At 67.0% G+C, this 25901-nt stretch carries 24 protein-coding genes, 1 tRNA gene and 1 pseudogene; 13 read left to right on the forward strand and 13 right to left on the reverse strand.

Going from position 1 to position 25901, the window contains the following annotated elements:
• The first annotated feature begins 20 nt into the window (after window positions 1–20).
• From trmB to ACFWF1_RS01675, 3 genes are read left to right on the forward strand one after another with little or no spacing between them, the layout of a single operon-like run.
• A complete protein-coding gene (gene trmB, locus ACFWF1_RS01665; protein ID WP_379283997.1) occupies window positions 21–833 on the forward strand; it encodes a tRNA (guanosine(46)-N7)-methyltransferase TrmB in 813 nt (270 codons plus the stop codon).
• Complete coding sequence (locus ACFWF1_RS01670; protein ID WP_357384686.1) at window positions 830–1558, forward strand: NYN domain-containing protein; 729 nt, start codon at window positions 830–832, stop codon at window positions 1556–1558. The genes trmB and ACFWF1_RS01670 overlap by 4 nt, the downstream gene beginning before the upstream one ends.
• Window positions 1559–4582, forward strand: a complete 3024-nt coding sequence (locus tag ACFWF1_RS01675; protein ID WP_379283995.1) for an MMPL family transporter — start codon at window positions 1559–1561, stop codon at window positions 4580–4582.
• Window positions 4583–4733: 151 nt separating this feature from the next.
• On the opposite strand, the gene ACFWF1_RS01680 is transcribed toward ACFWF1_RS01675, so the two are convergent.
• Together ACFWF1_RS01680 and ACFWF1_RS01685 are read right to left on the reverse strand one after the other, a co-directional pair.
• Entirely contained in the window at window positions 4734–6497 is a 1764-nt protein-coding gene (locus tag ACFWF1_RS01680; protein ID WP_379283993.1) for a DUF2339 domain-containing protein, read from the reverse strand.
• 434 nt (window positions 6498–6931) lie between these two features.
• Window positions 6932–7390, reverse strand: coding sequence for a hypothetical protein (locus ACFWF1_RS01685; protein WP_379283991.1), 459 nt, complete (start codon window positions 7388–7390; stop codon window positions 6932–6934).
• Window positions 7391–7577: 187 nt separating this feature from the next.
• Here ACFWF1_RS01685 and ACFWF1_RS01690 point away from each other — a divergent pair, with 187 nt between their 5' ends.
• Window positions 7578–8768 carry a helix-turn-helix domain-containing protein gene (locus tag ACFWF1_RS01690; protein ID WP_379283990.1) on the forward strand — a complete coding sequence of 397 codons (1191 nt, stop codon included), beginning with the start codon at window positions 7578–7580 and terminating at the stop codon, window positions 8766–8768.
• Window positions 8769–8777: 9 nt separating this feature from the next.
• On the opposite strand, the gene ACFWF1_RS01695 is transcribed toward ACFWF1_RS01690, so the two are convergent.
• From ACFWF1_RS01695 to ACFWF1_RS01710, 4 genes are all read right to left on the reverse strand, one after another.
• Window positions 8778–9434 carry a DUF1707 domain-containing protein gene (locus ACFWF1_RS01695; protein ID WP_379284449.1) on the reverse strand — a complete coding sequence of 219 codons (657 nt, stop codon included), beginning with the start codon at window positions 9432–9434 and terminating at the stop codon, window positions 8778–8780.
• A 125-nt stretch (window positions 9435–9559) separates the two neighbouring features.
• Window positions 9560–10195: a response regulator gene (locus ACFWF1_RS01700; RefSeq protein WP_379284447.1), complete on the reverse strand. Its 636-nt coding sequence runs from the start codon at window positions 10193–10195 to the stop codon at window positions 9560–9562.
• A gap of 66 nt (window positions 10196–10261) precedes the next feature.
• Entirely contained in the window at window positions 10262–11437 is a 1176-nt protein-coding gene (macS, locus tag ACFWF1_RS01705; protein ID WP_379283989.1) for a MacS family sensor histidine kinase, read from the reverse strand.
• Window positions 11418–12662, reverse strand: a complete 1245-nt coding sequence (locus ACFWF1_RS01710; protein ID WP_379283987.1) for an AI-2E family transporter — start codon at window positions 12660–12662, stop codon at window positions 11418–11420. Before ACFWF1_RS01710 ends, macS begins: the two co-directional genes overlap by 20 nt.
• Window positions 12663–12820: 158 nt before the next feature.
• Here ACFWF1_RS01710 and ACFWF1_RS01715 point away from each other — a divergent pair, with 158 nt between their 5' ends.
• The 3 genes from ACFWF1_RS01715 to ACFWF1_RS01725 all read left to right on the forward strand — a co-directional run bounded on the left by ACFWF1_RS01715 (window position 12821) and on the right by ACFWF1_RS01725 (window position 15916).
• Window positions 12821–14332 (forward strand): adenylate/guanylate cyclase domain-containing protein, encoded by a 1512-nt coding sequence (locus ACFWF1_RS01715; RefSeq protein ID WP_379284445.1) that lies wholly within the window; start codon window positions 12821–12823, stop codon window positions 14330–14332.
• A 4-nt stretch (window positions 14333–14336) separates the two neighbouring features.
• On the forward strand, window positions 14337–15425 hold the full coding sequence (locus ACFWF1_RS01720) for a YbhN family protein (protein WP_379283986.1): 1089 nt from the start codon (window positions 14337–14339) through the stop codon (window positions 15423–15425).
• A 110-nt stretch (window positions 15426–15535) separates the two neighbouring features.
• Window positions 15536–15916: a DUF3054 domain-containing protein gene (locus ACFWF1_RS01725; protein WP_379283985.1), complete on the forward strand. Its 381-nt coding sequence runs from the start codon at window positions 15536–15538 to the stop codon at window positions 15914–15916.
• A gap of 3 nt (window positions 15917–15919) precedes the next feature.
• Here ACFWF1_RS01725 and ACFWF1_RS01730 read toward each other — a convergent pair whose 3' ends face one another.
• Window positions 15920–17599, reverse strand: a complete 1680-nt coding sequence (locus ACFWF1_RS01730) for an NTF2-like N-terminal transpeptidase domain-containing protein (protein ID WP_379283984.1) — start codon at window positions 17597–17599, stop codon at window positions 15920–15922.
• Between the two features lie 397 nt (window positions 17600–17996).
• On the opposite strand from ACFWF1_RS01730, the gene ACFWF1_RS01735 reads away from it, so the two are divergent.
• Window positions 17997–18608, forward strand: coding sequence for a hypothetical protein (locus ACFWF1_RS01735; protein ID WP_379283982.1), 612 nt, complete (start codon window positions 17997–17999; stop codon window positions 18606–18608).
• Between the two features lie 65 nt (window positions 18609–18673).
• Entirely contained in the window at window positions 18674–19114 is a 441-nt protein-coding gene (aroQ, locus tag ACFWF1_RS01740; protein ID WP_379283981.1) for a type II 3-dehydroquinate dehydratase, read from the forward strand.
• A gap of 17 nt (window positions 19115–19131) precedes the next feature.
• On the opposite strand, the gene ACFWF1_RS01745 is transcribed toward aroQ, so the two are convergent.
• On the reverse strand, window positions 19132–19578 hold the full coding sequence (locus tag ACFWF1_RS01745; protein ID WP_379283979.1) for a nitroreductase/quinone reductase family protein: 447 nt from the start codon (window positions 19576–19578) through the stop codon (window positions 19132–19134).
• 211 nt (window positions 19579–19789) lie between these two features.
• On the opposite strand from ACFWF1_RS01745, the gene ACFWF1_RS01750 reads away from it, so the two are divergent.
• A complete protein-coding gene (locus ACFWF1_RS01750; RefSeq protein WP_379283977.1) occupies window positions 19790–20917 on the forward strand; it encodes a glycerate kinase in 1128 nt (375 codons plus the stop codon).
• Here ACFWF1_RS01750 and ACFWF1_RS01755 read toward each other — a convergent pair.
• A complete protein-coding gene (locus tag ACFWF1_RS01755) occupies window positions 20914–21264 on the reverse strand; it encodes a winged helix-turn-helix transcriptional regulator (RefSeq protein WP_379283976.1) in 351 nt (116 codons plus the stop codon). The two genes, ACFWF1_RS01750 and ACFWF1_RS01755, sit on opposite strands and share 4 nt — an antisense overlap.
• Window positions 21265–21407: 143 nt before the next feature.
• Between ACFWF1_RS01755 and ACFWF1_RS01760 the strand changes: the two genes are divergently transcribed.
• Window positions 21408–22289 carry an NAD(P)-dependent oxidoreductase gene (locus tag ACFWF1_RS01760; protein ID WP_379283975.1) on the forward strand — a complete coding sequence of 294 codons (882 nt, stop codon included), beginning with the start codon at window positions 21408–21410 and terminating at the stop codon, window positions 22287–22289.
• Window positions 22290–22300: 11 nt separating this feature from the next.
• Here ACFWF1_RS01760 and ACFWF1_RS01765 read toward each other — a convergent pair whose 3' ends face one another.
• The 4 genes and pseudogenes from ACFWF1_RS01765 to ACFWF1_RS01780 all read right to left on the reverse strand — a co-directional run.
• Window positions 22301–22543 (reverse strand): helix-turn-helix transcriptional regulator, encoded by a 243-nt coding sequence (locus ACFWF1_RS01765; protein ID WP_379283974.1) that lies wholly within the window; start codon window positions 22541–22543, stop codon window positions 22301–22303.
• Window positions 22533–23384 carry an ABC transporter permease gene (locus ACFWF1_RS01770; protein WP_379283972.1) on the reverse strand — a complete coding sequence of 284 codons (852 nt, stop codon included), beginning with the start codon at window positions 23382–23384 and terminating at the stop codon, window positions 22533–22535. The genes ACFWF1_RS01765 and ACFWF1_RS01770 overlap by 11 nt, the downstream gene beginning before the upstream one ends.
• A gap of 33 nt (window positions 23385–23417) precedes the next feature.
• A tRNA-OTHER gene (locus ACFWF1_RS01775) sits at window positions 23418–23495 on the reverse strand.
• 362 nt (window positions 23496–23857) lie between these two features.
• Window positions 23858–24310, reverse strand: a pseudogene (locus ACFWF1_RS01780) (ATP-binding cassette domain-containing protein); the annotation flags it as partial.
• 159 nt (window positions 24311–24469) lie between these two features.
• On the opposite strand from ACFWF1_RS01780, the gene ACFWF1_RS01785 reads away from it, so the two are divergent.
• Both ACFWF1_RS01785 and ACFWF1_RS01790 read left to right on the forward strand, forming a co-directional pair.
• Window positions 24470–25267, forward strand: coding sequence for an ArsR/SmtB family transcription factor (locus ACFWF1_RS01785; RefSeq protein ID WP_379284444.1), 798 nt, complete (start codon window positions 24470–24472; stop codon window positions 25265–25267).
• Between the two features lie 148 nt (window positions 25268–25415).
• Window positions 25416–25898, forward strand: coding sequence for a peptidylprolyl isomerase (locus ACFWF1_RS01790; RefSeq protein WP_379283970.1), 483 nt, complete (start codon window positions 25416–25418; stop codon window positions 25896–25898).
• Window positions 25899–25901: the final 3 nt, after the last annotated feature.

Raw genomic sequence — 25901 nt, forward strand, 5'->3', positions numbered from 1 at the left:
CACCGCGCCGATGCTGGACAATGGATGCCGTGAACGACGCCGCGAACAATACTGCCGAGTCAGTTCCGGGCCCGCCGTCCACAGGTTCGGCCCGGAATGAGGGCGAGCCCCGGAACAACACCGGCTCTCGCCTGTACCCACGCGTAACCAGCTTCCGGTCGCGCCGTGGCGCGCTGACCGCGACACAGCAGCAATCGTGGGCCCGCATGTGGCCGACGATCGGCCGCGAGGTCGCCGACGAACCGCTGGACGCCGCCGCCTGGTTCGGCCGGGAAGCGCCCCTGGTCGTCGAAATCGGCTGCGGCACCGGCACGGCCACCTCGGCGATGGCACAGGCCGAACCGCACCTGAACCTGATCGGCATCGAGGTGTATCGGCCCGGTCTCGCCCAGCTGGTGCAGCGCATCGAACGGCAACAGATCGACAACATCCGGCTGCTGCGCGGCGACGCCGTCGACGTACTGGAAAACATGATTGCTGCCGAATCGCTGACCGGCGTTCGAGTCTTCTTTCCCGATCCGTGGCCGAAGGCGCGTCATCACAAACGACGCCTGCTGCAGCCCGCGACTTTCGCGTTGATCGCCAATCGACTAAAACCGGGCGGTGTGTTGCATGTCGCGACAGACCACGCGGACTATGCGGAACACATTGCCGCGGTAGGCGCGGAAGAACCGCTGCTCAAAGGCCTTAACGAGGCCACAGGCGGCGTCAGCGCGGACCATCGCGACAGCGCGCCGATCGGTTTCGAAAGGCCCGTCACGAAATTCGAGGGCAAGGCACATCGTGCCGGTAGCGCCATTACTGAGCTCATATGGGGGAAGATTCAATTATGAGTGTCAGTGAGATGGCCCACGAGGTGGTCGATGTTGCCGGGGAGGTGCAGGGAACCGGATCGGAAGGTCTGGGTGGCGCAACGCCGGATGTGCGCCGGGTCCTGCTGGTGTGGGATGCCCCGAACCTCGACATGGGCCTCGGGGCCATTCTCGGCGGGCGGCCGACCGCGGCCTACCGTCCCCGATTCGACGCGCTCGGCCGCTGGCTGCTGGCCCGCACCGCCGAACTGTCGGTCGGCACCGTGCACCGGGTCGAACCGGAAGCGACCGTCTTCACCAATATCGCGCCCGGCACCGCCGACGTGGTGCGGCCGTGGGTCGAGGCGCTGCGCAACGTCGGCTACGCGGTATTCGCGAAGCCCAAGATCGACGAGGACTCCGATGTCGACGCGGACATGCTCGCGCACATCGAACTGCGCAGCCGCGGTGCCGGACTGGCCGGCATCATGGTCGCCTCGGCCGACGGCCAGGCGTTCCGCGAACCACTCGAAGAACTGGCCGCGAGCGGAATACCCTGTCAGGTACTCGGCTTCCGCGAGCATGCCAGTTGGGCCGTCACATCCGATACCCTCGAGTTCATCGATCTCGAGGACATCCCGGGCGTATTCCGTGAACCACTGCCCAGGGTCAGCCTCGACTCGCTGCCCGACGAGGGCGCCTGGCTGCAGCCGTTCCGGCCGCTCACGGCGCTGCTCACCTCTCGCCCAGCGCAAGGAGTCGCTTAAGTGTTCACACGCTGGGGCGATCTGGTCTACAAGCTGCGCTTCGGCGTCATCGGCATCGTCGCGGCCGCGCTGTTGGCGCTGGGCGGGTACGGCCTCGGTTTGGGCGACCACCTCAGCTCCAGCGGGTGGGACGACCCGACGTCGGAATCCTCGCGGGGTGCGCAGATCGCGGACGCCGCCTTCGGGCGCGACCACAACAGTGACGTCATCGTGCTGTACACCGCGCCGGACGGTAAGACGATCGATGATCCGGATTTCAAGCAGAAGGTCGTCGACAGCCTGAACCGGCTGCCGCACGACTACCCGGAGATCAGCAAGATCAACGGCGCCTACTGGCCGACCGAGACGGGTCAGACATCGCCGCTGACCTTCGGTTCCAAGGACAAGAAGTACACCTTCGCGTCGATCGCCATCAAGGGCAACAACGACACCGAGATGCTGAACAACTTCCGGAAAGTGAAGGACGTCTTCACCATTCCGGGAGTAGACGTGCAGGTCGCCGGCCTGCAGGCGGTGGCGGGCACGCTGAACGACACCATGGCCGAGGATCAGCACCGGATGGAGATCCTGGCCATCCCCGCCGTCGCGGTGTTGCTGTTCTTCATCTTCGGCGGTCTGGTCGCCGCCGGGCTGCCGCTGATCGTCGGCGGTCTCACGGTGATCGGCGCGCAGGGCATCGTGCTCTTCATCACCAGATTCACCGAGGTCAATTCGTTCGTCGCACCGGTTGTTTCGATGATCGGCCTCGGTTTGGCGATCGATTACGGCCTGTTCATCGTGAGCCGATTCCGTGAGGAACTCGCGGAGGGCTACAGCACCCCGGCCGCGGTGCGCCGATCGGTGATGACCGCGGGCCGCACCGTCGTGTTCTCCGCGACCATGATCATCGCCAGTCTCGGCGGCATGCTGCTGTTCCCGCAGGGCTTCCTGAAGTCGATCGCCTACGGGTCCATCGCCACCGTCTCGCTGGCGGCGCTGACCTCGATCACCATCCTGCCCGCGATGCTCGGCGTGCTCGGTCCGCGCGTGGATATGTTCGGGTTCAAGCGGTTCCGCAAGACGAAGACCGCCGATGAGGTGGAGAACGGCTTCTGGGGCAAGTCCACCCGCTGGGTGATGCAGCATCCGCTCAAGATCGCGATCCCGATCTGCATCCTGTTGCTGCTGTTGATCATTCCGGTCAAGAACCTGGCCTTCGGCGGCATCAACGAGCGATATCTGCCGCCGGACAATACGACCCGGCTAGCGCAGGCGAAGTTCGACTCGATCTTCCCGCTGCGCAAATCCGACCCGATCCAGCTGGTGTTCGTCTCCGACGACAGCAACAAGGTCGGCAAGGCGTGGACCGCGGCCAAGCAGGCGCCCGGCCTCAACGGTACCTTCGACGTGCCGTCCCGATCGAATACCAACAACCAGGTCTATCGCACCAGCGCGACCCTCGCCGACTCCGAGGACGCCGACCCGACCATCGACTATCTGCGCGCGATCGACGTCCCCGACGGCGTGACCATGTACGTCGGCGGGCAGCCGGTGATCCAGAAGGACAGCATCGACGCGCTGCTGCACCGGATGCCGTTGATGATCGGGTTGGTGCTACTGGTCACCACCCTGCTGATGTTCCTGACTTTCGGCTCGCTGGTGCTGCCGATCAAGGCCGCGCTGATGAGCGCGCTCGGATTGGGTTCCACGCTCGGCATTTTGACGTGGATCTTCGTCGACGGGCACGGGGCCGGGCTGCTGAACTTCACCCCGCAGCCGATCATGTCGCCGGTGCTGGTGTTGATCATCGCGGTGATCTACGGCCTGTCCACCGACTACGAGGTCTTCCTGCTGTCCCGGATGGTGGAGGCGCGCACCCAAGGCGCCTCGACCACCGAGGCGGTCCGCATCGGTACCGCGCAGACCGGCCGCATCATCACCGCGGCCGCGCTGATCCTGCTCGTGGTCACCGGTGCGTTCGCGTTCTCGGATCTGGTGATGATGCAGTACCTCGCGTACGGCATGATCGCCGCACTCTTCATCGACGCCACCATTCTGCGCATGCTGCTGGTGCCCGCGACCATGAAGCTGCTCGGCGACGACTGCTGGTGGGCGCCCGCCTGGATGAAGAAGATCCAGCAGAAGATCGGGCTCGGCGAGCCCATCCTCGACGACGAGCGGCCCGGCGGCGGTGAGGTGGTCGACCTGGTCAAGACGACACCGATCACCGACCCGGTCACCATGCAGATCCCCGCCATCGACAACGGCAATCGGCCGCGCAAGCCGCGGCGGCCGCGCACGGTGGAGGAGATCGAGGCCGAGGCGCCCACCCAGCATCTCAACAAGATTCCGCCCGCTCCACCGAAGCCGCCCGGTTCTCCGGCACCGGCTCCGCTCGACCCGACTCGGCAGCGGCCGACGCCGCCGTCGGGGTTCCTGTCGGATCCGAACATGCCACGTCCGGCCGGTACTCCGGCCACGGGGGTAACCCCAAATGGGCAGCCACCCATACCTTTCCCGGCGATTCCGCACGATCCCACCGGGCCGCGACCGGCTCCGCCCGCGTTGCCCTTCGACATCGGTGGTGCTCGGTCCGAAACGTCTGCGGGGACCTCGTTCTCGGCGTTCGAATCGCCTGCGGCAAGTCCTTTCGAGCCGCCCGCGCCATCGATAGTTCCGACACCTCCGTCTGTTCCGACACCGTCGGCCCAGGGAGCCAGACGTCCCGAGGCCAAGTTCGAGCCGACGCAGCCGACACCTTCGCTGGCCCCCTTGGATCCGCCCGCATACACCGAATTCATCGCGCCGCGACAGGACTCGCCCACCCCCGCGGAGCCGCCCACCCATCACGCAGCCCCCGAACCCGCTGCCGCAGTGGACGATTCGACCGATCCCGGCGACCCGAACCGCAACAGCATCGAGGATTGGATGGCCGGACTCCGCTCGTCTCGCCGGTCCGGCAAGGCGGACGAGGGTCGGCATTCCGGCGGAGACGGGCGCACCGTCAGCGTCAACGAACTGCTTCGCCGACGCGATCGGGAGTAGTCCGAGCGCAGCACCGCTTGTTGACCGTGACCGAAGCCGCGCGGTTACACCGGCATTCCGGCGCTCGACGACCAGGTTTGCGCTCTGTGACACGGCCGGGTCGTTACCGAACACAGGAGGTTGCGGTCCGGAGCTACCGCCGGGGGCCGGGTCACGGGGTCGGCGCTTCCCCTGGTTCGCGCGAGTTCGTCCCCGCCTCGGCGAACGCTCGCGCGTACCTGGTTCCGACGACGAGTAGTAGGACGCCGACGGCGAGGAACGCGGCTACGCGGACCAGGCCGTCGAGGGTGGCCAGGTCGAACAGAAAGAGTTTGGCCAAAGCTGCTGCGGTGACCAGTAGTCCGGAGCCGAGGGCGAGCTTGGCTACTGCGGTGGCTTTGCCGATGTTGCGGAGTCCGTAGAACAGGGCGGTGGTGGCGCCTGCCATCCACAGGATGGTTGCGGCGCTGTGGCCGATGACGAAGCCGTCGTCCGCGCCGGTCGCGATGCCGATCGAAACTGTCGCTGCGGTTACCGCGTATAAACCGGCGATGCTTGCGACGATCCACTGCAGTTCGGCGGTGCTCCGCATGCTCGGCAGTCGGCGTGCGCTCCACACCGCTACGGCAACCACAGCGATAGCGAGCACTGCTCCTAGCACCGTCGAGACGCTGAGGCTTTCCGCCGAACGCTGTTGGGAAGCAAGGACATCCGGTCCGGCGATGTTCAGGAAGGCCAAGGCGCCGAGTGTTGCGAAGGCCGCGCCGATGCCCGCCGTGAAGCCGGAGCGTCGTTGGCCTGCCACGCCGAGGAAGCCCACGGCCACCAGGAACCATGCGGTCGGCAAGGTCCGCGGATCGGTCACCGCAACACAGACCTCGAGTAGCGCGAGGGACCCGGCGACGGCTGCGACGGCTGCGGTGTGACTCGGAATCTTCGCTACCGCAGTCAATTTCGGGACGAGCGCGGTTCCGGCCACCGCCAGCAACACCATCGCGAAGATCCCCGCGATCGTTGCCGCGATCGGTCGATCGAGCTCATACAGCCCGGGCGCGGCCAGCATCGGCACCATTGCCAGCGCGAGCATCAGCGAGGCGGTGAGGTCAGCGGGCCTGCGGCGAACGACCAACACAGTTCCGGCCAGCCCCACCGCTGCCACCGCCACCGCGGCGAGCAACAGCAACGGACGTTCCTCAACCGAAGGGCCACTCAGCATCGCCCCAGCGATGAGTTGGAACGTGGCCAGCACCGCGGGCAATGTCCGCACCACGTGCAGATACGGCCAGTCCCGAACCAATTGCACTGGCACACAAGCCAACTGCAACACGATCAGGAAGGCGAGCAACACCAACTCCGTCGTCAGCACCGGCGACAACACCGCCGCGCCGACCACGACCAACACCGCCAGCGGCTGCGACTGCCACCGCATCGCCAGCGCGACGCCGATAGCGGCGACACCGAACGCCACCGCAAACCCGATCACCGGATGCAACCAGTGGTAAATCGAAGTCACCGCAACAACATCGAGATATGCCCCCGCAATACCGGTGGCCGCCAACGCAATCCCGCCAACTCGGCCACCGACCCGCCCGAACACCCGCATCCCGGCTGCCACCAACGCCGCCGAAAACACCGCGCCCGCAACAACCCTCGGCACCGGCCCGAACCACCCCGCCTGCGCGGCCAGCACCAACAGCATCACCACACCGATCAACGTGACGGCCACCCCGGCCACGGCGAGCACCCGACTGATCACCCCGTCCCGCTGCCACCAAGGCGTATGCGGAACCGGCGGCCCCAGCCGCGGCGGAGGCGGCGGCCGCATTCCCGGTGGCAGCATCGGCGCACCCACCGGCGGCACTGCCCCACGCGACGGCATCCGCCCGGCCTGCGGCGGCATCACCCCACCCTGCGCCCCCGCAGCCCATCCGGGCATCGCCGGAGCGAACTGCGGAACATACGCCGGTACCGGCGAACTCGACGGAACCATGCCGGGCGGAACTTGCTGCCACGGCACCTGAGCCGACGGACCCGTCACCGGCGCTGCCGGAGTCGGAGCCCCTTCAACCGGTGCGCCCGCCGAAACCCCCTGCACCCCAACCGAACCCCCCACAACCTGATTCCGCAACAATTCCAAATCCCGCCCAAGCACCCCCATCTGCGCCCCCAACGCAGAGAACTCCCCCGAGATGCGCGAAATCAACGCCGGATCGATAGATGTGGTCATAACCCCATGCTGTCCGCCCACCCCACCTACCAGCATGAGTAATTCCCCCCGGTAGACCCCAAATATCTACCCGACTTTCCGCGTGCGAACGCCGACCGACCCCCACCCCGATGCAGCGGGTGGGGGTCGGTCTCGGCAGGTGGTCAGGGAGTGGTGGTTTGGAGGGTGGTGGCCTGGTGGATGGCGTTGATGACGGCTTGGCGTGGGGGCATGCGGAGGGCGCCGGGGGCCGGTTCGCCTGCCCAGTGCCAGCCGAGGGTGGAGTCGGTGGTGGGGAGGAGGATGTGGTGGCCGCCGGGGACGATGGTGACGTGATGGCCGGCCAGGTAGCGGCGGACGGGGACCTCGACGGGGTGGGCCGGGGTGGGCGGGGTGACCAGGAAGGTCCAGTTGCGTTCGCCGGGGTCGGCGATCACGGGGGCGGTGTGCGTGCGGTCGAGGGTGGCGAGGACTTTGCGGCCCAGGTCGGGCGGCATGACGATGGCGCCGAGGATGGAGCCGGTGGTGACCATCGGGCGGCCGGCCAGCAGTTGGACCGGGAGGCCGTACAGGTCGCGGAGCAGATGGGCGATATCGAGTGGGGTATGACAGCGCTCGAACATGGATTTACCCTTCGGCGAGAACAGCGGACCGGATCGCGGAGGTCCCGCCTTTTGCTATCAAAGTTGCAGAAAGGCAACGGTATTCCATCCAGCAGTCAACGAGTCGTACGTAATGTCCCACTTTGGTCGAGTTCGGTGATTTAGCGTCGTACCCTGAAACTTAGATGTAACAAAAGGAATTGGGTACATGGACGATTCGTCGATCGGCGTTCGCATCCGCCTGTTCCGCGGCAAGGCGCTCACCCAGCGCCAGCTCGCGGATCAGGCCGGAGTCAGCGTCGACCTGGTGCGCAAACTCGAGCAGGGCGGCCGCCAGACCGCCTCGATCGCCAGCCTGCAGAAGCTGGCCCGCGCACTGGATGTGGACATCGCCGACCTCATCGGTAAACGCGCGGGCGTGCCGTCCAGCGATCCCGATTCGGGCATCGTCGCCATCCGCCGCGCGCTGACCCCGGTCGACGACCTGCTCGGCGAGACCAACGAGGACGCGGCGATCAGCCTCGACGAAGGCCGCCGCGCCGTCGACTACGCGTGGGGTGCCTACTGGGTCGGCCGCTACGAACTGCTCACCTCGATCCTGCCGTCGGGGCTCACCCAGCTGCGGGCCACCGTCCACGCCGCGCGCAACGGGTCGGTCGCGCCGGCGAATGAGCTGCTGGCCCGGATGTATTGGGTCACCGGTTGCACGCTGGTGCACCTCGGCCAGACCGATCCGGCGTTCCTGGCGATCCGGCAGGCGCTCGCAGCGGCCGAGGACGGCAACGACCCGCTGCTGCTCGGCACCATCCGCGGCTCGGTCGCCTGGCAGTTGCTCGTGCAGGGCCGCTACGACGAATCGCGCCGGGTCGCGTTGCGTGCCGCGGCGAGCTTGGAACCGAGCGGCGAGGTCACCCCCGAGCACCTGTCCGCGTACGGCTCGCTGGTCTTGCTGAGCGCGACCGCCGCGGGCCGGGCGCAGGCGATACCCGATGCGTTGTCGCTGGTCGAGGCCGCGGGCGAGGTCGCACTGCGTCTCGGCAGCGACCGCCGCGACTACGAAACCTATTTCGGCCCTTCCCAAGTCGTCATGCAGACGGTCGACGTCAACGTGTCCTCCGAGCGCTATCCCGAGGCGTTGGCCGCCGCCAAGGCGATGCCCGCCAACGGTGGCCTCCCGCAGGCCTCCCGCGCGCGCCATCTCACCGATACCGCGGTCGCGCTGACTCGCACCGGCCAGCATCAGCGCGCACTCGACACGCTGCTCACCGCCGAACGAGTGGGTGGCGCCGACTGGCTCAAATACCAGTCGCTGCCGCGCCACATCGTTTCCGAACTACTCGATCACGACCGCCGAGTCCCGTTGCGCGCCTTCGCCCGCCGGATCGGCGTCAACACCTGACCCGAACGGTCAGTTGCCCATCATTCGACGCCAATGCGCCATGAAGGTGTGTTTGGCGGTGATGGAGCCGAACCGAATGCGACCGCGCACGACCAGATGCAATGGTCCGAACGGCGGTCCGGTGCGCACCTTGTTGTTCACGCTGGAGCCGATCAGGTCGACGTCGTTGAGATCGACGGTCGCCTCCGCAGGCAGGATCAGCGTGAGCGAGCTGCAGTAGTCATCGACGGTCAACTCGACCACCTGGGTCGACATGATCGCCTCGGTGAAATCCAGGGTCACCCCCGAGAGCCAGCTGTTGAGCTGCAGCGACGGCGCGACATGCCATGGCCCGCGCCTGTTCACCCCGGACAGGCGAGAGCGGATCACGCCGCCGGGCACGGTGGGCACGCCGAGCGGGGCCGGCGCCGGACGGTGCTGCTTCACGAACGAGGGCGCGGTGTTCACGAAGGTCGACCGCGGCGCGGCGGGCTGGCCGACCAGGCGGACGCCGGGCAGATCGATCAGCACGGCATTCAGCTCGCCGCGGGTCTTCGCGGCCAGCGCGGTGTCCATCCGCTCGGTGAACTCCCCGAGCGAGAGCATGCCGAGCCCGACGGCGCGCTGCAATAGCTGGCCGACATGCTCGCGTTCGACGTCGGACACGCGTAGATCCCGGTCGCCTATCGCGTCTCCGGAGCCGACGCCACTGGATTCCGATTCGGGTCCGCCCATGATTCGAGATTACCGATCTGCAGGCCGAGATGTATCAGGGCGATCCCGGATAACGGTGTACGACTTTCGGTCACCGCTTACTCGTCGAGGCCCTGCTCGATCGCATAGCGGGTGAGCTCGACCCGGTTGGCCAGCTGCAGCTTGCGCAGGGTCGCCTGGACGTGATTTTCCACGGTCCGATGACTCAGTCCGAGCCGGGACGCGATCTGCTTGGCGGACAACCCCTTCGCCACCATGCGCAGCACCTCCGTCTCCCGATCGGTCAGTGCCGGGCGGTGTGGCTCGTCGGGTTCGGCCGGTGCCGTGGCCATCCGCCGGTATTCGCCGAGGACCAGGCCCGCCAGGCCGGGCGTGAAGACCGGCTGTCCGGCCGCGGTCGCATGCACCGCCTCGATCAGCTCCGCTACCGACGCACTCTTCACCAGGTAACCCGACGCGCCCGCCTTGATCGCGTCGAGCACATCGTCGCGTTCGGCCGACGCCGAGAGCACCAGCACCCGGCTGTCCGGCGAGACGCGCAGCACCTCCGCGGTGGCCTGGGCGCCGTTTCCGTCGGGCAGCTGCATGTCCATCAGCACCACGGCGGGCCGCACCGCCGCCGCCCGCCTGGTCGCCGCGCCGACCCCGTCCGCGGTGGCGGCGACGTGGAAGCCCGCCTCGGTGAGGTCGCGCGAGACGCCGTCGCGCCACATCGGGTGGTCGTCCACCACCATCACCGAAATAGCCTCGGCGGCAACGTTATCGGTCACGCCACACCTCCTGGGTCGATCGCAACGGTCTCATGTTCGCGGTACCCGGAATTCCCACTCGGTGCCGAATCCGACCCCGCCCTCGGTCTCTGTGAGCAGTTCGGCGGTCCCGCCGAGCGCCTCGATCCGGCCGACGATAGATCGGGAAACCCCTAGCCGCCCTTCGGCTTCCGCCTCTGCCAGTCGACCGGGCGGAATACCGACGCCATCGTCGCGCACGCTGATCACCAGCTCTGCCCCGGTATCTTCCAGCAGCACATAAGCTTTCGCGTCGGGTCCGGCGTGCAGTGCGACATTGGACAGCGCCGTCGCCACCGCCGCCGCGATCTCCGCGCCCGCCCACCGTCCGATGGGCACCGGATTACCGGGGGTGGACACGAACACCGACGGCGTCGCATGGACGGTCAGCAACGGACGCAGATCGACCTCGGCCCCGCCGGAATCCTCGCGCACCGCGCTTTCGCTGATCAGCACCCGCAGCGCCACTTCCTGTTCCGCCGCGCGCTGCGCCAATTCCTCCGTGGGCCCGCCGATCTCGGTGCCACGCCGCTTGATGTAGCTGAGCACCTGCAGCACGCCATCATGCACCTCACGCGAAAGACGTTCCCGCTCTTCGGTAGCCGCGGTCAACCGGACCGCGCGTTCGAGCTGGTCCTGCGCCCGGCGCGCGGTATTGGCCGCCAAACCCAGTGCCAGGCCGACGGAAACGAGCACCGGCACGGTCGCATCGGTCCACACGTCCTCCCCCCACTGGTCGCGCACGGTCAACGCGACGGCCGCGATCAACGCGCCGGACAGCACCCCGGCGATCGGCCCGCGCAGGATCGCCGCGCCGATCACCGCATTGGTGGCCCACAGCGTGGTCGGCAGCGTCTGATGTCCGTGGTACCAGTCGTAGTCGGCGACCAGCCTGGTGGCCGCCATCAGCACGATCACCACCACGTGGTCACCGAAGACCACCCAGACGCGCACCCGCCGCACGTCGGGAAACTGCCACTGCGACAACATGATCGCCGACGCACCGGACCACACCGCCATCAGGGCGATGAGCACCCAGCTCAACCGCTGATTCTGGTAGTAGGGCGCCGACGCGACCTGCTGCAGCACCGCGTACAGCAGCGTCACCAGCCGCAACGCCTGCGCGGCCCGCCACAGCGGCGTGGTCGCCACGTCGGACGAGCGCGGCTCAGCCTTTCGGCGCGCCATCATCGGATTCCGGCTCGGCGACCCGGGTTTCGCGAGTGTCCTCCTTCGCCAAGGTCGCCGCCACATCGAACCGGCCCGGATCCGGATCGTCCGGCTCGACCTCCCCGGTCTGTAGTTCCTCGAACAACTCCTCCGGGCTTTCCGTGAGCAGCGACCGAATAGCGGTGTTCATCACCGCGACGAACGGCACCGCGAGCAGACCACCCGCGATCCCGCCGAGCACCACGCCCGCGGTGATCGCCAGCACCACCGCCAGCGGATGGATGCTCACCGCCCGGCCGAGCAGCAACGGTTGCAGCACATGGCCTTCCAGCTGCATCACCGCGATGATGATGCCGAGCACGATCAGGGACGTGATCAGCCCCTTGGTCACCAGCGCGATGAACACCGCGACGAACCCGGCGACGAACGCGCCGATGATCGGGATGAACGCGCCGATGAACACCAGCGAGGCCAGCGGAAGCGCCAGCGGCACACCGAGAATGCCGAGCCCGGTGCCGATGCCGATGGCGTCCACCGCCGCGACGGCCACGGTGGCGCGGACGAACCCGACCAGCGTGCCGAATCCGAGTTGTCCGGCGGTGCGGACCTTCTCGCGCTGTTCGGTGGGGATGATCCGGGTGACGAAGCGCCAGATCTGATCGCCGCCGTAGAGGAAGAAGATGAGGATGAACAGGGTCAGGAAGGTGCCGGTGAGCAGCTCGGCGATGACCGTCGCGGTGGTCAGCGCACCGCTGGTGAGCCGGTCCTGATTGGACTGGATGGTCTTGATGATCTGGTCGCCCACATTGCGGATCTGATCGTTGCTCAGATGCGGCGGGCCGGTGATCAGCCAATCCTGGATCTTGTGAATGCTGTTGGTGAATTCGTCGGACAGCTGCGGCACGCCCGCGATGAACTGCTCGACGACAAAGGTCATCACCCCCGCGACCAGCCCGAGCGATCCGACCAAGGCGACGAACACGCCGACCGACCGCGGCACGCCTAGTCGTTGTAGCCAGTCGACCAGTGGCGCGAGCAGCGCCGCCGCGAGCAGCGCGATAGCCAAGGGGATGACCACCGTCGCCAGCTTCTGCACGATCGCGGCCAGCGCGAGCACCACCGCGAACATGATCAGCAGTCGCCAGCCCCACTCCGCCGACACCCGCACGATCGGGTGCACGGAGTCGGCGGCAGGCCGCGTCAGGGAGGCTTTCCGCTTCGAGCTCGGCTTCGGGTCCGTCACCTGGCCGAGCATAACGAGCGAAGCAGACAGTTGTCCGTCCTCAGCCTGCGCGAGCCGGGCGAATGCCAGGGGGCGCGACAGCGCCGCGGCGAGGCGCGCATGATCGAAACGCTAGATTGTTGGTTGTGTCAGCGCCCCTGGAAGCGGTCAAACAGACCATGCGAACGCGCTGGCCGCTGTACCTGACCTCGATGCTGCTGGCCAACGCCTTCGGCGCGGTGCTGGTCTGGGCCTTCATCCAGTACGGGCTGCCGGTGCCCGAGGGCGCGCACGACGGCGCGCGCAGCACCGGCCTGTTCATCCCCGCGCTGGTCTTCCTGACCGGCGGCCTGCTCAGCATGGCCGCGTCCGCACTGATGCTGCGCCCGGTGATGCGCTGGCAGATGCGCGGCGGACCACCGAGCCGCCAAGAGCAGATGGCCGCGCTGCACGCCCCGCTGCGGCAGGCCATCCTGCATCTGGCGCTCTGGCTGATCGGCGGCGCGATCCTGGCGTTGCTGATCATCACCGACGAACCCAAGCTGGCGGGCGCGGTCATCGTCACCTTGTGTATGGCCGCCACCATCGTGTTCGGCTTCACCTACATGCTGGGCGAACGCATCCTCCGCCCGGTCGCCGCCGCGGCGTTGACCGCTGGCACGTTCGACCACACGCTGACCCCCGGTGTCGGCACCCGGATGGCAATGACCTGGGGCATGGGCACTTTCGCCCCCACCATCGCGATCGTGCTGCTGTGTATCACCCAGATCTCCTCGGACGTGAAGTTTTCCGCCCAATCGCTGGCCATCTCCATCCTGTTGCTCTGCGGCGTGGTGATCCTGCAGGCGCTGGCGCTGTCCATGCTCACCGGCTCCAGCATCTCCGACCCGGTGCGCCAGCTCAGCCAGGCCATCGACCGGGTGCAGGAGGGCGCGCGCGACGTCCAGGTCGAGGTGTTCGACGGCAGCGAGATCGGCCTGCTGCAGGTGGGCTTCAACCGGATGATGGAAGAGGCCGCCAAGCGCCGCCAGCTGCAGGAACTGTTCGGTCAGCACGTGGGCGAGGAGGTCGCGCAGCGCGCACTCGACTACGGCACCGAGCTCGGCGGTGAAACCCGGTTCGTCGCCGTGCTGTTCGTGGACATGGTCGGTTCCACCGCGACCGCCGCCGAGCGCCCGCCGACCGAGGTGGTGAGCCTGCTCAACGAGTTCTTCCGGATCGTGGTCGACGTGATCGACCGGCACAACGGCTTCGTCAACAAGTTCGTCGGCGACGCCGCGCTGGCCATCTTCGGCGCGCCGCTGGACCGGCCGGACGCGCCGACCGCCGCGCTGGCCGCGGCCCGCGAACTGCGCGAGGTGCTGCGCGAAGTGCCCGGCCTCGATATCGGTATCGGCGTATCGGCGGGTCTGGCCGTCGCCGGAAATATCGGCGCCGCAAATCGTTTCGAATACACGGTGATCGGCGATCCGGTCAACGAGGCCTCCCGGCTGACCGAGCTCGCCAAAGACCAGCCGGGCCGCACCCTGGCCTCCGGCAGCGCGTTGTATTTCGCCGATGAAAGCGAGCAGGACAAGTGGGAAACCGGCGACGAGGTACAGCTGCGCGGACGGCGGCGAAAAACGCTGCTCGCCTATCCGAAGGAGGGCGATCAGCCTACAGACAGCGAAACGGTGCGTTCGTTAGGCTGACCGGGTGACGGCTGATGGGGAACCGGCGGGAGAAGCTGCGCCGCCGCCCATGCCCGAACGCCGCAGTGGCAAATTCTGGTGGGTCAAATGGGTGCTCGGCGTCGCCCTGCTGGCATTGCTGATCGCCGAAGGTATCTATCTGTGGCCGCGACTACACGAATCGTGGCGCAAACTCAGCGACATTCACTGGGGGTGGGTCGCCGCCTGTATTTGGCTGCAGGCCTTGTCGATGAGCGGATTTGGGCGGGTGCAGAAGCAACTGCTCAACGCCGGGGGTGTCGCGGTAAGTCAGCGTAAATCCGTCGCGGTGGTCTACGGCGCCACCGCCATGTCCGTCACGTTGCCTGCGGGCCAGGTGTTTTCCACCGCCTTCACCTATCGGCAGACCCGCCGCTTCGGCGCCAGTCCGATCGTCGCGTCCTGGCAGCTGGTGTTCTCCGGCGTGGTCGCCGCGGCGGGGCTCGCGCTGCTCGGCGTCGGCGGCACACTGCTGTCCGGCGGCACCATCGGGCCGTTCAAATTGATCCTGTCGCTGGCCGCGGTGGTCGCGGTGGTGTGGGGCGGCAACTATGTCTCGCGCAATCCAGGCTCATTGGAGGCGCTGCTACGCAAAGCGCTGAGCCTCGTCAACCGGTTACGCAAGCGCCCAGCCGACCAGGGCGCCAACAAGATCGCCGATGTCCTCGCGCAATTGGAGTCGGTGGATCTCGGCAAGCGCGACGGCGCGCTGGTCGCGGTGTGGGCGGTGCTGCACCGGTTCGCCGACGTGGCCTGTCTCGGCGCCGCCTGCTACGCCGTCGGCGCCGACCCTCGGCTGGCCGGGCTGCTGCTCGCCTTCGCCATCGGTAAGGCGGTCGGCTCGATTCCGTTCGCGCCCGGCGGGATCGTCTACGTGGACGCGACGCTCATCTACGGTCTCACCGCGGCCGCCGGGCTGCCCGCCGCGCAGGCGGTGGCCGCCGCGTTCATCTACCGGCTGGTGAGTTTCATCCTGGTCGCGATCGTCGGCTGGATCGTTTTCCTGTTCCTGTTCCGCACCCCGCAGGACGACGACGCCGAATTCGAGAAGGAATTCTCCCAGCGCCGCTTCTGAATATTTGGCCGCGGCGCTCGCAAGACTCGCGCGACGTGGATGCGGATGGCCGAACACGCAGCGCGCGGGCGCTTCACATCTCGCCGGACCCACCCAACTACGCTGGCCGGGTGAAGAAACTGGTGCCGTTGTTGGTAGATGCGCTACTGGTGATCCTGTTCTGTGCGATCGGCAGGCGCAGTCACGACGAGGCGGTACTCACCGGGCTACTTCGCACGCTATGGCCGTTCGCGATCGGCCTGGCCATCGGCTGGACCGTAGCGGTGGCCGCCGCGAGCCGGATGTTCGGCGACGCGGGCCGCGATACGCGATTCGACGGAACCGCGCTGTGGCCCACCGGAATCCTGGTCTGGCTCGGCACCCTCTGCGGCGGCATGCTGCTGCGGGCGGTCAGTGGTCAGGGCACGGCGTTCAGCTTCATCGTCGTCGCGACGGTGGTGCTCGCGCTGTTCCTGCTCGGCTGGCGCGCCGCCATCACCGCGTTGAAATAAGGCCTACGTCTCCGGCGCGGCCAGCGACTGCAGCATCCGCACCGCCATCCGCGCGGTGGCGTCGCCGCTGTCCACGTCGTTGATGTGGATGGCGAAGGCCAGGTCGCCCATGATCGCGATCAGCCAGCCGTCGCGTCCCGCAGTCGCGCTGTAGCCGTTGACGTCTCGGTACCCGCGCAGGCTCGCGAGGTCCGGCGCGTTGGTCGAATCGCGCAGCATGCCGTGCAGCCGGTCGGCGATCTCCGGCGACAGCGGGGCGAGCTGGGCGTCAGTGGTGCTCGGCCGGGCCACCTCGATCATCGGCGGCGGCACCGCGCCGCGGGCGATCGCGGCGGCGGCGATCGCCATCCCGAAGGGGCTGGCCAGCACCGCATCCGAACCGCCACCCTGCCTGACCTGCTCGGCACTGCGGCCCGCGACGGCAAGCCGCCCGGTCACCTCGTCGAGGCCGGGCACCTTGAAGTCGATGCCGACGCCGAGCGTGGTCGCGGCCTCGGCCGCCTCCTGCACCGGAATATCTTGCGGTGCCTTGCCTTTGGCGACGGCCGCGATATTGCGGAACAGCTCGATATTGCCGCCCACCGGATACAGTCCGGTGAAGGCGACCGGTCCGTGCTCGCTGGCCTGGGTGTTCTGCGCGACCGCGACCACCGCGCCGCTGGAGGGCTGGATGGCCACGATCGAGGCGGGCGTCGCCGCGCTGACCACCGCGTCCTCGGCGGCGCGCTGCAGGCGCTGGTCCATGGTGCCCGCGATGTCTGGGCCGGGCGGGCCCTGCACGCCGGCCAGCTGACCGACGAAGCGACCGTCCTGTTCGAAAATCTGCACACCCCAGCCGGAGTGGTTCGCCTGGCTTTCCTGCTGCACCTTGCTCAGCGCGTCGAGCATGGGCGACCAGACCCGGCGGTCGGCGGAGATGAGCCGTGGCTGCTTCTCCATGACCACGCCGGGGATCGGCGCCATGTTCTTCTCCAGGATCGCGAAGTCGGGCTCGCGCAGGTTCACCGCGACCACCGGCTTGCCCTGCGAGGTGGCCACCTGCTGCATCAGCGACGGCCCGGTGATCAGCGGCGCGACCGGCTCGATGGCCTTGGCCAGTGCGTTGGTCGAGCCGACCGGGTCGGGCATCTTCGCGGGGTCGAGCTTGATCACGTTGATGGTCTGCTCGGTCATCAGCGGCTGGCCCGCGATGTCGTTGACCCGCGGGGCGGGGGCTGGCTCGGTGCGCACCAGGCGCACGGTGCGATTGTGATCGAGCTGTGGCATGACGATCGCCGGATCCCAGGAGATCCGCCAGCCGATGGCGAGCTTGCGTACGTTGCCCTGCAGGCTGTAGGTCCAGTTCTTGCCCTCGCCGAAGTTCCAGTCGGCGTCCATGCTGAAGATCGCCGCCTCGGAATCGAGGCCGATGTATTGCGTCTTCTTGAAATCGCCCTTGCCCGGTTGCAGCCCAGCAAACATTTGCTTCAGCGTTGCCGAAGCCGCCGACGGATACGACGTGAGCTCCGAAGCCTTGACGTAATCCTGCTTGTCCAACAGCTCGGTGAAGCGCTCTACGACAGCCTCGGCCTCGTTCTTACCCTCGTGTACGCCGCACGATCCCATCGCGATCGCGAGCGCCGCCACCCCCGCGAGTGCCATAGCGCCCCGGACGCGGAAGCGGCGGGATCCCCAGACATCCATGTCGCCCACTCTTCACTCTTGTCACTCCAGTAACAAGACCACCGTACCTGAAAAAGACCTGTCTGCGGTGCCTACGCCGCGAGGACGTTACCTATGCTCAGCATCTCAATTGTGCCCGAAAGCTCCCGTCTCGGGGGACCGATCATGATCGTTGTCCAGTGCTGCGGCGACAACCGGCGCCGCTACCGTACCGGGGCCCCACGCAAAGTTGTGCGCTTACTGCCTTACTCGGCGTTTCGGATCAATGAGTACCCAGAGCGAGCGTCTACGAACCGCAAATCACCCCCGTTAACCAGCGGCGAACTCTGTTCGCACAGAGCGGAACTATTGTCCGGGATTGCGACGTAATCTTGTAATCACTGTAAGCAAAGCTGAAAAGTGAGTAGGTGAATCCCTCATGAGACACGAACATCGGGGTCGAGGATTCGGACGACCGGGCGGCTGGCAGCAGGCCGACCTGCCGGATCCCGCGGACGCGCCGGACTGGTTCGCGGGCAGGTTGCCCGAGGACTGGTTCGTCGGTTCCCCCGTCATCGAGATCGACCGGGACGAGATCGTCGTGATCGGCGAACTGCCGATCACCCAGCCCGAGAAGACCCCCGTCGAAGCACCTGCGGAAGGCGACGCGGACGCGCCGACCGAGGAAGTTCCGCAGGCGACCAAGGAGGGCGCCATCTCCCGCTTCCGCGAATCGACCCGCGGAGCCCGCATGCAGATCGCCGACGAGGCACAGCGTCGTTATGGGCGCAGCGTCGCGTGGGGCGTGTCGGTGGGCGGCGAGCGAGTCATGTTCACCCACCTGGCGGTGCCGGTGATGACCCGGCTGCGGCAGCCCGAACGCAAAGTACTCGACACCCTTGTCGACTCGGGCGTGGCGCGCTCGCGGGCCGACGCACTGGCCTGGACCGTGAAACTGGCCGGCAAGCACGCGGAATCCTGGCTGGAAGAACTGCGCGGCGCCATGCGCACAGTGGACGACCTGCGCTCGGAAGGGCCGCAGGGACTCTAGCGACGCGCCCGGACGCAGTAGCTCTGCGCCGGGAAGGTCATTCGATACGGACTAATGTTGCGGGCATGTCCGCACCCGGTCCGATCCTGGTTCTCAACGGCCCGAACCTGAACATGCTCGGCACTCGTCAGCCGGAGGTCTACGGGTCGGCGACGCTCGACGACGTCGTCGAACTCTGCAGGCAGACCGCGCAACGCTACGGCCGCGAGATCGTCGCCTGCCAATCCAATTCCGAAGGCGCGCTGATCGACCGGATCCACGCGGCGCGCGGCGTCGAATCGGGCATCGTGATCAATCCCGGCGGGCTCACGCACACCTCGGTGGCCCTGCGGGACGCGCTGGTGATCCCGGAACTCCCCATCGTGGAGGTGCACATCAGCAATGTGCACGCCCGCGAGGAGTTCCGGCATCACTCCTACATCTCCCCGATCGCCACCGCGGTGGTCGCCGGCATGGGCATCCAGGGCTACGCCGCCGCGATCGAATTCCTCGCGCGCTCAACCTGATTACGCGGGCCGCGCGTTCAGTTGATCTGGAAGACCGGGAAACCCGGTGCGATGGCGGCCAATTCGTCGTCGGTTGCGTCCTTGGTGACGCCCTCGAAAAACTTGCCGACCTCCCAGCCCCACTTCCGCAGGTAGAGCCGCAGCACCGGGACCTTGTCCGCGTCGGCGAGCTCGGTGGCGGTGAATTCCTCGACCTTGCGGCCGAGCCGCAGCTCGCCGTCACCTGATACGCGCAGGTTGCGCACCCACTGGGTGTGTCCGCGCGGAGCGACCAGGAACCGGGCGCCGTCCTCACGAACCAGCAGGTTGACCATCGTGGTCCGCCACTCCCCGCTCTTGCGGCCGCGGACGGCGAGCAGCCGCGAACCCATCACGCTGATACCGAGCCTGGGCAGCCAGTTGAAGATCCGGTTCATGATCGGATCCAGGCCGGCCGGGCCGATGTAGCGGGTGCTGTGGTCCATGATCTTTACTCCTTAGTGAGCACTGCTCTCTGTTGCGATAAGTGTTCCACTTTGGCGAACACAAAGTCAAGAGCACTGCTCTCCTTTTCTGTCTTCCCTGCTCACCAGCGCGTTCGCAGTCCATCCACAGGTCTCACAGGGGATGACAAGCCTGTGGATGGACGACACGGGCCGACGCGCGCCAGCCCGGAACGCACCCGACAATGTGGGGATGACGCGCGAGACCGTTCGCCGGGTAGTGCTCGCCCCGGACAAGTTCAAGGGGTCGCTGACCGCACCGCGGGTAGCGGCGGCCCTTGCCGCGGGCATCGCGCGGGTCGCGCCGCGGGTGCGGATCCGGCAGGTGCCGGTCGCCGACGGCGGCGACGGGACGGTCGACGCGTTCGTCGCGGCCGGGTGGGCGCGGGTCGAGTTGACCGCGCCCGGTCCGACGGGCGTGCCCGACCGCACGTCGTACGCGCGGCACGAGACGACGGCCGTCATCGAATTGGCGACGGTCGTCGGACTGGAGAAACTCCCTGGGGGGCAACCGGATCCGCTCGGCGCGAGCACCTTCGGCCTCGGTGTCGTCATCGCGCACGCCCTCGATCACGGTGCCACCGCCATCGTCCTCGGGCTGGGCGGCAGCGCCTCCACCGACGGCGGCGCAGGCATGGCGCAGGCGCTCGGCGCCCGGATTCTGGACGCCGGTGGCGACGAATTACCCTATGGTGGCGCGGCTTTGGCGCACGCCGCCGAGCTGGACCGCTCCGCGATGCACCCCGGAATCGCCTCCGCCACTTTCACATTGGCCTGCGATGTGGACAACCCGCTACTCGGGCCGACCGGCGCCGTCGCGGTCTACGCCCCCCAGAAGGGTGCCGACACAGCGGATCTCGAAACGCTGGAGTCCGCGCTCACCCACTGGGCACAACTCGCGGGACACGATGTCGCAAGCGAGCCAGGCGCGGGCGCCGCGGGCGGAACAGGTTTCGGCGCACTGGCTTTGCTCGGCGCACAGGTGCGCAGCGGCATCGAGGTGATCCTCGAACTCCTCGACTTCCCTGCCCTACTCGACGGCGCCGACCTGGTGATCACCGGCGAAGGCTCACTCGATACGCAAAGCCTGCACGGCAAAGCCCCGATCGGCGTCTGCGACACCGCCCGCAAGGCAGGCGTCCCCGTCATCGCCGTCGTCGGCCGTACACTCCTTGCCGCCCAGGAGATTCGAGCGGCGGGCTTCACCGCCTGCTACCCGCTCACCGACCTGGAACCGGACCCCGCCCGCTCGATCGCCGGCGCGAGCCGCCTCCTGGAAGAGGTCGGCGCGCGGATAGCCGAACAGCACCTGCGCCGCTAGGTCACCGAGGCGAGCAGGTTGCCGAGCAGCTCGTTGCGGTACTTCTCGCCCCATTCTTCAAGGGGGCGCAAGGCTGCGGCGAGTTCTACGCCGAGCGGGGTGAGGGAGTATTCGACGCGGGGCGGGACCTCGGGGTAGACCTCGCGATGCACGACGCCGCTCGCCTCGAGGTGGCGCAGGTTTTCCGCGAGCACCTTCTCGCTGACGCCGGCGAGCAGGCGGCGGATCTCGCCGAATCGTTGCGGGCGGGCGCTCAGCGCCCACATCAGGTGCAGTTTCCACTTGCCGCCGACGACATCAATCGCCACGGACATGCCACACACGTCGTGATCCGCGTCACCGCTCATGTCCACCGCACTCCTTCTGACCGCATTTCGAACCTCTAGGTAAGCAACCCCACCTGAACGTTCGGTCTTCCCGACCCTACCTGCGGCAACGAGTATTGATTCCGGCGCCGACATCATCCGATCGAGAACCGAAGGGACACATAATGTCCGAACAGACCAGCCCCCGCTCCGTCTCCGTGGTCGGCCTCGGCCCGATGGGCCAGGCGATGGTCCGGGCCTTCCTGGCCGCCGGTGTCGAGGTGACCGTGTGGAACCGCAGCAGCGACAAAGTCGACGCGATGGTCGAGCTCGGCGCCAAGCGCGCCGCGACCGTCGCCGATGCACTGGACGCCAACGCGGTGACCGTGCTGAGCCTCACCCACTACGCCGCCATGTACGACGTGCTCGGGCAGGCCACCGAGCACCTGGCGGGCAAGGTGATCGCCAACCTGTCCTCCGATTCGCCGGACAAGACGCGCAAGGGTGCCGAGTGGGTCCGCTCGCACGGCGCGCAATTCCTTTCCGGCGGCGTGATGTCGGCGGGTGACAATATCGTCCATCCCGCGTCGTACATCTTCTACAGCGGACCACGCGAGGTCTTCGACGCACACGCCGAACTACTGCGGCCGCTGAGCCCGCAGGAGTACCTCGGCGCGGACGACGGTCTCGCACAGGTCTTTTACCAGGCGCTGCTGACCATCTTCCATCCGTGGTTGCTCGCGTTCGACCAGGCGACGGCGCTGATCGACCGGTCCGGGCACAGCATCGCCCAGTTCGTGCCGTTCGCCGTCCGCTCGGCCGCCGCGTTCCCCTATTTCATGGAGGAGTTCTCGGTCGCCAACCAGAACGGCGGCTGGGCCACCCTGGCGAGTCTGAAGATGATGGACGCGGGCGCGCAGCACATCATCGACGCCAGCGAGGAGGTCGGCGTGGACGCGACGTTCTCGCACACCGCACAGTCGTTGTGGCGCAAGGCCGTTGCCGCCAGTGAGGCGAAGGGCGAGGCGGTGTCGACCTATGCACTCCTCCGCGGCGAGCAGGTGTAGCTGGTTGCGGTTCAAGCGGTTTCGCTAGTAGACCCGAGACGCGGGAAGGGGGCGGTGGCGAAGATGACCTCCACCGCCACCTCGAAGTAGGCCGAAATCCGCAGTGCGAGATGCAGGCTCGGGCTGTACTCGCCGCGCTCCAGATAGCCGACCGTCTGATAGTGCACGCCGAGCGCCTCCGCCAACTCGCGCCGCGAGATGCCGCGCTCGGCGCGCAGCATCGCGATGCGGTTATAGATCGCCTCAGTAGGCACGCTGTATCGCCTTCTCGCGGCGGGCGGCAACGCTGGAGCCGGACTCGCGGCGCGCCATTCTGCGCAGCACCATCGGCGCGAGGAGCAACCCGAGCACCGCCCAGACCCCGAGCACCCCAATGGTTTCGAGTGGCCGCCAGGAGTGGCCGAGTTCGACGGCCGCCGCCTGATCCGGCAGCATCGCCGAGCGCATGCCGAGCCCGAGCCAGTACACCGGAAATACCTGGGCCGCGCCCTGCACCCAGCCGGGCATCGACGTGATCGGGTAGAAGATGCCGGATACCGCGACCAGTCCCATGACCGGGAACGACATGAACGCGAAGTCGCGTGGGTTGGCGAACATCGACCCGAACACCGCACCGACCGGCAGGGTCGCGAGCAGTCCGAGCACCATCACCCAGAGCAACGTCAGCCACGACCCGGCATCATCGAGTGCTAGCCCGTCGACGATGAACGACCCGGCCACGAGGATGAGCGCACCGGGAATGAGCACCATGCCGGACACCAGAATGATTTTGCCGACCAGGAAGCCGACCATGCCGTTCGGAGTCGCCTTGGCCCGCAACAGCGTTCCGTCCTCGCGGTCCATGGTGAGCTGTTGACCCATACCGATCATCCCGTTGATCGCGACCAGCATGCCGATCACGCTGGGTAATGCGAGCGAGCCGAGCAGCAACCCGCTCGACTGGAATGACGCGTGCCGCATGAAGAACAGCACGATCAGCACGAGCACGGGCCAGAAAAGCAGCCCGAACAGTTCTTGACCATTGGTGAGCAACTGCCGCAGCTCGATCCTGCCGCGGGTCCAGCCCTGGCGAACGGCCACCGCGATCGGGTTCATCGCCCCACCTCCTCGATCGTGCGCAGCTCGGACTCGACCTGACCGGATTCGAACCGGCGCACCAGTGTCATATAGGTGTCCTCCAGTGAGGCGCGGCGAACCCCCAGGTCGCCGATCGCGTCGCCGTATTGCTTGAACAGTTCGTGGACGAACTTGGTCGATTCGGCGGTGGCGTGCACGAAACGTTGACCGTCGTTGGTCCAGCTCACCTCCGCTTCGCCGGCGATCCGGCGAGACAGCTCGTCGGCCGAACCATCGGCGATGATCCGCCCGCCGGCCAGGATCAGAATCCGATCGGCGAGTTTCTCGGCCTCATCGAGGTCGTGCGTGGTGAGCAGGATGGTGGTCTGCTGGTCGTCGGCCAGTCGATGCACCAGATCGTGGAATTCGCGCCTGGCCTCCGGGTCGAATCCCGCGGTCGGCTCGTCCAGGAACAACACCTCGGGACGTCCGACGATGCCGATCGCGACGTCGATCCGGCGGCGCTGGCCGCCGGACAGGTCTTTGATCTTGCTGGACGACTGGTCGGTGAGGCCCACCGCCTTGATGAGTTCGTCTGTGTCCCAAGGCCGTTGGACGCTGTCGGTGCGGTAGGGCGCATAGAAGGCACCCAGATAATCCAGCAGTTCCCTGACTCGCCACTTGCCGTGATCGCGCCACGATTGCAGGACGACGCCGATGCGCGCCCGCCACGCCTCGCCGCCGTGCGCCGGATCGACACCGAGCACCTCGACGCGGCCCGCCGATCGCATGCGGAAGCCTTCCAGGATCTCGATGGTGGTGGTCTTGCCCGCGCCGTTCGGGCCGAGCAGCACCAGCACTTCGCCGTGCCGCGCTTGGAACGTCACATCGTGCAGGACATCGGTGCTGCCGTACCGCATCCGCAATTTATCGACGTCGATAGCGACGCCCTGCCCCACTGTCATACTTCTCCCCCCGTTGCGGGCTCCCGTCGATTCGTAGCATATCTACTACATTCCGCCGCGACAATGCTTTCGTCGAAATCGAGCTCTCTTGACATGCAGCCATCCGGCTGCCTAATCTCAAACATGCAACCAAACGGTTGCATAATGCGGAAAGGTGACATGGACGAGGTATTCAAGGCGCTGGCCGACCCCCATCGCCGACGGCTGCTCGACAGCCTGAATACGCGCAACGGGCAGACCCTGCGCGAGCTGTGCGCGGGGCTGGCGATGACGCGGCAGTCGGTCAGCAAACACCTCGCCGTGCTGGAGGCGGCCAACTTGATCACCACCCGCCGCAGCGGCCGCGAAAAACTGCACTACCTCAATGCCGAACCCATCAACGCCATCACCGAACGCTGGATCACCCGCTACGACCGTGGGCGCGTGCACGCACTCGCCGATCTCAAGAAAGCTTTGGAGGCAGACCCGATGAGCGACAACACCTTCGTCTACACGACCTTCATCAAGACCACCCGGGAAAAGCTGTGGCAGGCCCTCACCGAACCGGCCTTCACCAAGCTGTACTGGGGCTCGTCCTTCGACACCGACTGGCAGCCCGGCTCCGAAATGGTTTGGCACCAACAGGATTGGACCAGCAAGGACCCGGAACAGGTGGTGCTGGAGGCGGACCCGTACAACAAGCTCGCCTACACCTGGCACACCTTCGATCCCGCGTTCGCCGAGGCCTTCGACATGAACCCCGACGAAGTCGCCGCCTGGGCCCGCGAGCCGCGCTCCCATGTTTCCTTCGAACTCGAACAGGCCAGCGACGGCGTGGTCAAGCTGACCGTCGTGCACAACAACTTTCCGCCGAACAGCGGTGTGCAGGAAGGGATCAGCAGCGGCTGGCCGGGCATCCTGTCCAACCTCAAGACGTTGCTGGAGACGGGCGAGGTGCTGCCGGACCTGGCCGTGTAGTTGTCGCAGCAGGCACCGGTGCGGGGCCGAAACGGTTTCCTCGCGGCCGCGCACCGGTAAGCTGCACGGGTCCGTGTCCAGCTCGGTTGGAGCACGCGTCCGTCAGGGCGATTGCGGGACTGAGCCCGTCGCACAAATTGGGGAAATCATGATCAAGGTCCTGCTCCAAACCTCTATGGGTGACATCGAGCTCGAACTCGACGAAGCGAAGGCACCCAAGACCGTGCGAAACTTCCTGACCTACGTGAACAGTGGCCACTACGACGGCACTATCTTCCACCGCGTGATCGACGGCTTCATGATCCAGGGCGGCGGGCTGGACAAGACCATGCGGGAAAAGCCGGCCCCGAACCGGGTCGAGAACGAGGCCAAGAACGGGCTGAAGAACGTCATCTACAGCGTAGCCATGGCCCGCACCTCCGACCCGCATTCGGCGTCGGCCCAGTTCTTCATCAACACCAGCGACAACGGGTTCCTCGACTACCCGGGCCAAGACGGTTGGGGCTACGCGGTATTCGGCAAGGTCTCCCGCGGCAACGACGTCGTCGACCAGATCGGGAAGGTCAAGACCGGCGGCCAGGACGTGCCGGTCCAGCAGGTCGTGCTCACCTCGGCCACCGTGACCCGCTGACCA

Source organism: Nocardia sp. NPDC060255 (assembly GCF_042727395.1).
In the GTDB taxonomy this organism is placed as follows: Bacteria; Actinomycetota; Actinomycetes; order Mycobacteriales; family Mycobacteriaceae; genus Nocardia.

Coding starts and splice junctions, on each gene's coding strand:
- trmB (WP_379283997.1), top strand. CDS start 21: ATGGATGCCGTGAACGACGCCGCGAACAATACTGCCGAGTCAGTTCCG.
- ACFWF1_RS01670 (WP_357384686.1), top strand. CDS start 830: ATGAGTGTCAGTGAGATGGCCCACGAGGTGGTCGATGTTGCCGGGGAG.
- ACFWF1_RS01680 (WP_379283993.1), bottom strand. CDS start 6,497: ATGCCCGGATGGGCTGCGGGGGCGCAGGGTGGGGTGATGCCGCCGCAG.
- ACFWF1_RS01685 (WP_379283991.1), bottom strand. CDS start 7,390: ATGTTCGAGCGCTGTCATACCCCACTCGATATCGCCCATCTGCTCCGC.
- ACFWF1_RS01690 (WP_379283990.1), top strand. CDS start 7,578: ATGGACGATTCGTCGATCGGCGTTCGCATCCGCCTGTTCCGCGGCAAG.
- ACFWF1_RS01700 (WP_379284447.1), bottom strand. CDS start 10,195: ATGGTGGTGGACGACCACCCGATGTGGCGCGACGGCGTCTCGCGCGAC.
- macS (WP_379283989.1), bottom strand. CDS start 11,437: ATGGCGCGCCGAAAGGCTGAGCCGCGCTCGTCCGACGTGGCGACCACG.
- ACFWF1_RS01715 (WP_379284445.1), top strand. CDS start 12,821: ATGCGAACGCGCTGGCCGCTGTACCTGACCTCGATGCTGCTGGCCAAC.
- ACFWF1_RS01730 (WP_379283984.1), bottom strand. CDS start 17,599: ATGGATGTCTGGGGATCCCGCCGCTTCCGCGTCCGGGGCGCTATGGCA.
- ACFWF1_RS01735 (WP_379283982.1), top strand. CDS start 17,997: ATGAGACACGAACATCGGGGTCGAGGATTCGGACGACCGGGCGGCTGG.
- aroQ (WP_379283981.1), top strand. CDS start 18,674: ATGTCCGCACCCGGTCCGATCCTGGTTCTCAACGGCCCGAACCTGAAC.
- ACFWF1_RS01745 (WP_379283979.1), bottom strand. CDS start 19,578: ATGGACCACAGCACCCGCTACATCGGCCCGGCCGGCCTGGATCCGATC.
- ACFWF1_RS01750 (WP_379283977.1), top strand. CDS start 19,790: ATGACGCGCGAGACCGTTCGCCGGGTAGTGCTCGCCCCGGACAAGTTC.
- ACFWF1_RS01755 (WP_379283976.1), bottom strand. CDS start 21,264: ATGAGCGGTGACGCGGATCACGACGTGTGTGGCATGTCCGTGGCGATT.
- ACFWF1_RS01760 (WP_379283975.1), top strand. CDS start 21,408: ATGTCCGAACAGACCAGCCCCCGCTCCGTCTCCGTGGTCGGCCTCGGC.
- ACFWF1_RS01770 (WP_379283972.1), bottom strand. CDS start 23,384: ATGAACCCGATCGCGGTGGCCGTTCGCCAGGGCTGGACCCGCGGCAGG.
- ACFWF1_RS01785 (WP_379284444.1), top strand. CDS start 24,470: ATGGACGAGGTATTCAAGGCGCTGGCCGACCCCCATCGCCGACGGCTG.
- ACFWF1_RS01790 (WP_379283970.1), top strand. CDS start 25,416: ATGATCAAGGTCCTGCTCCAAACCTCTATGGGTGACATCGAGCTCGAA.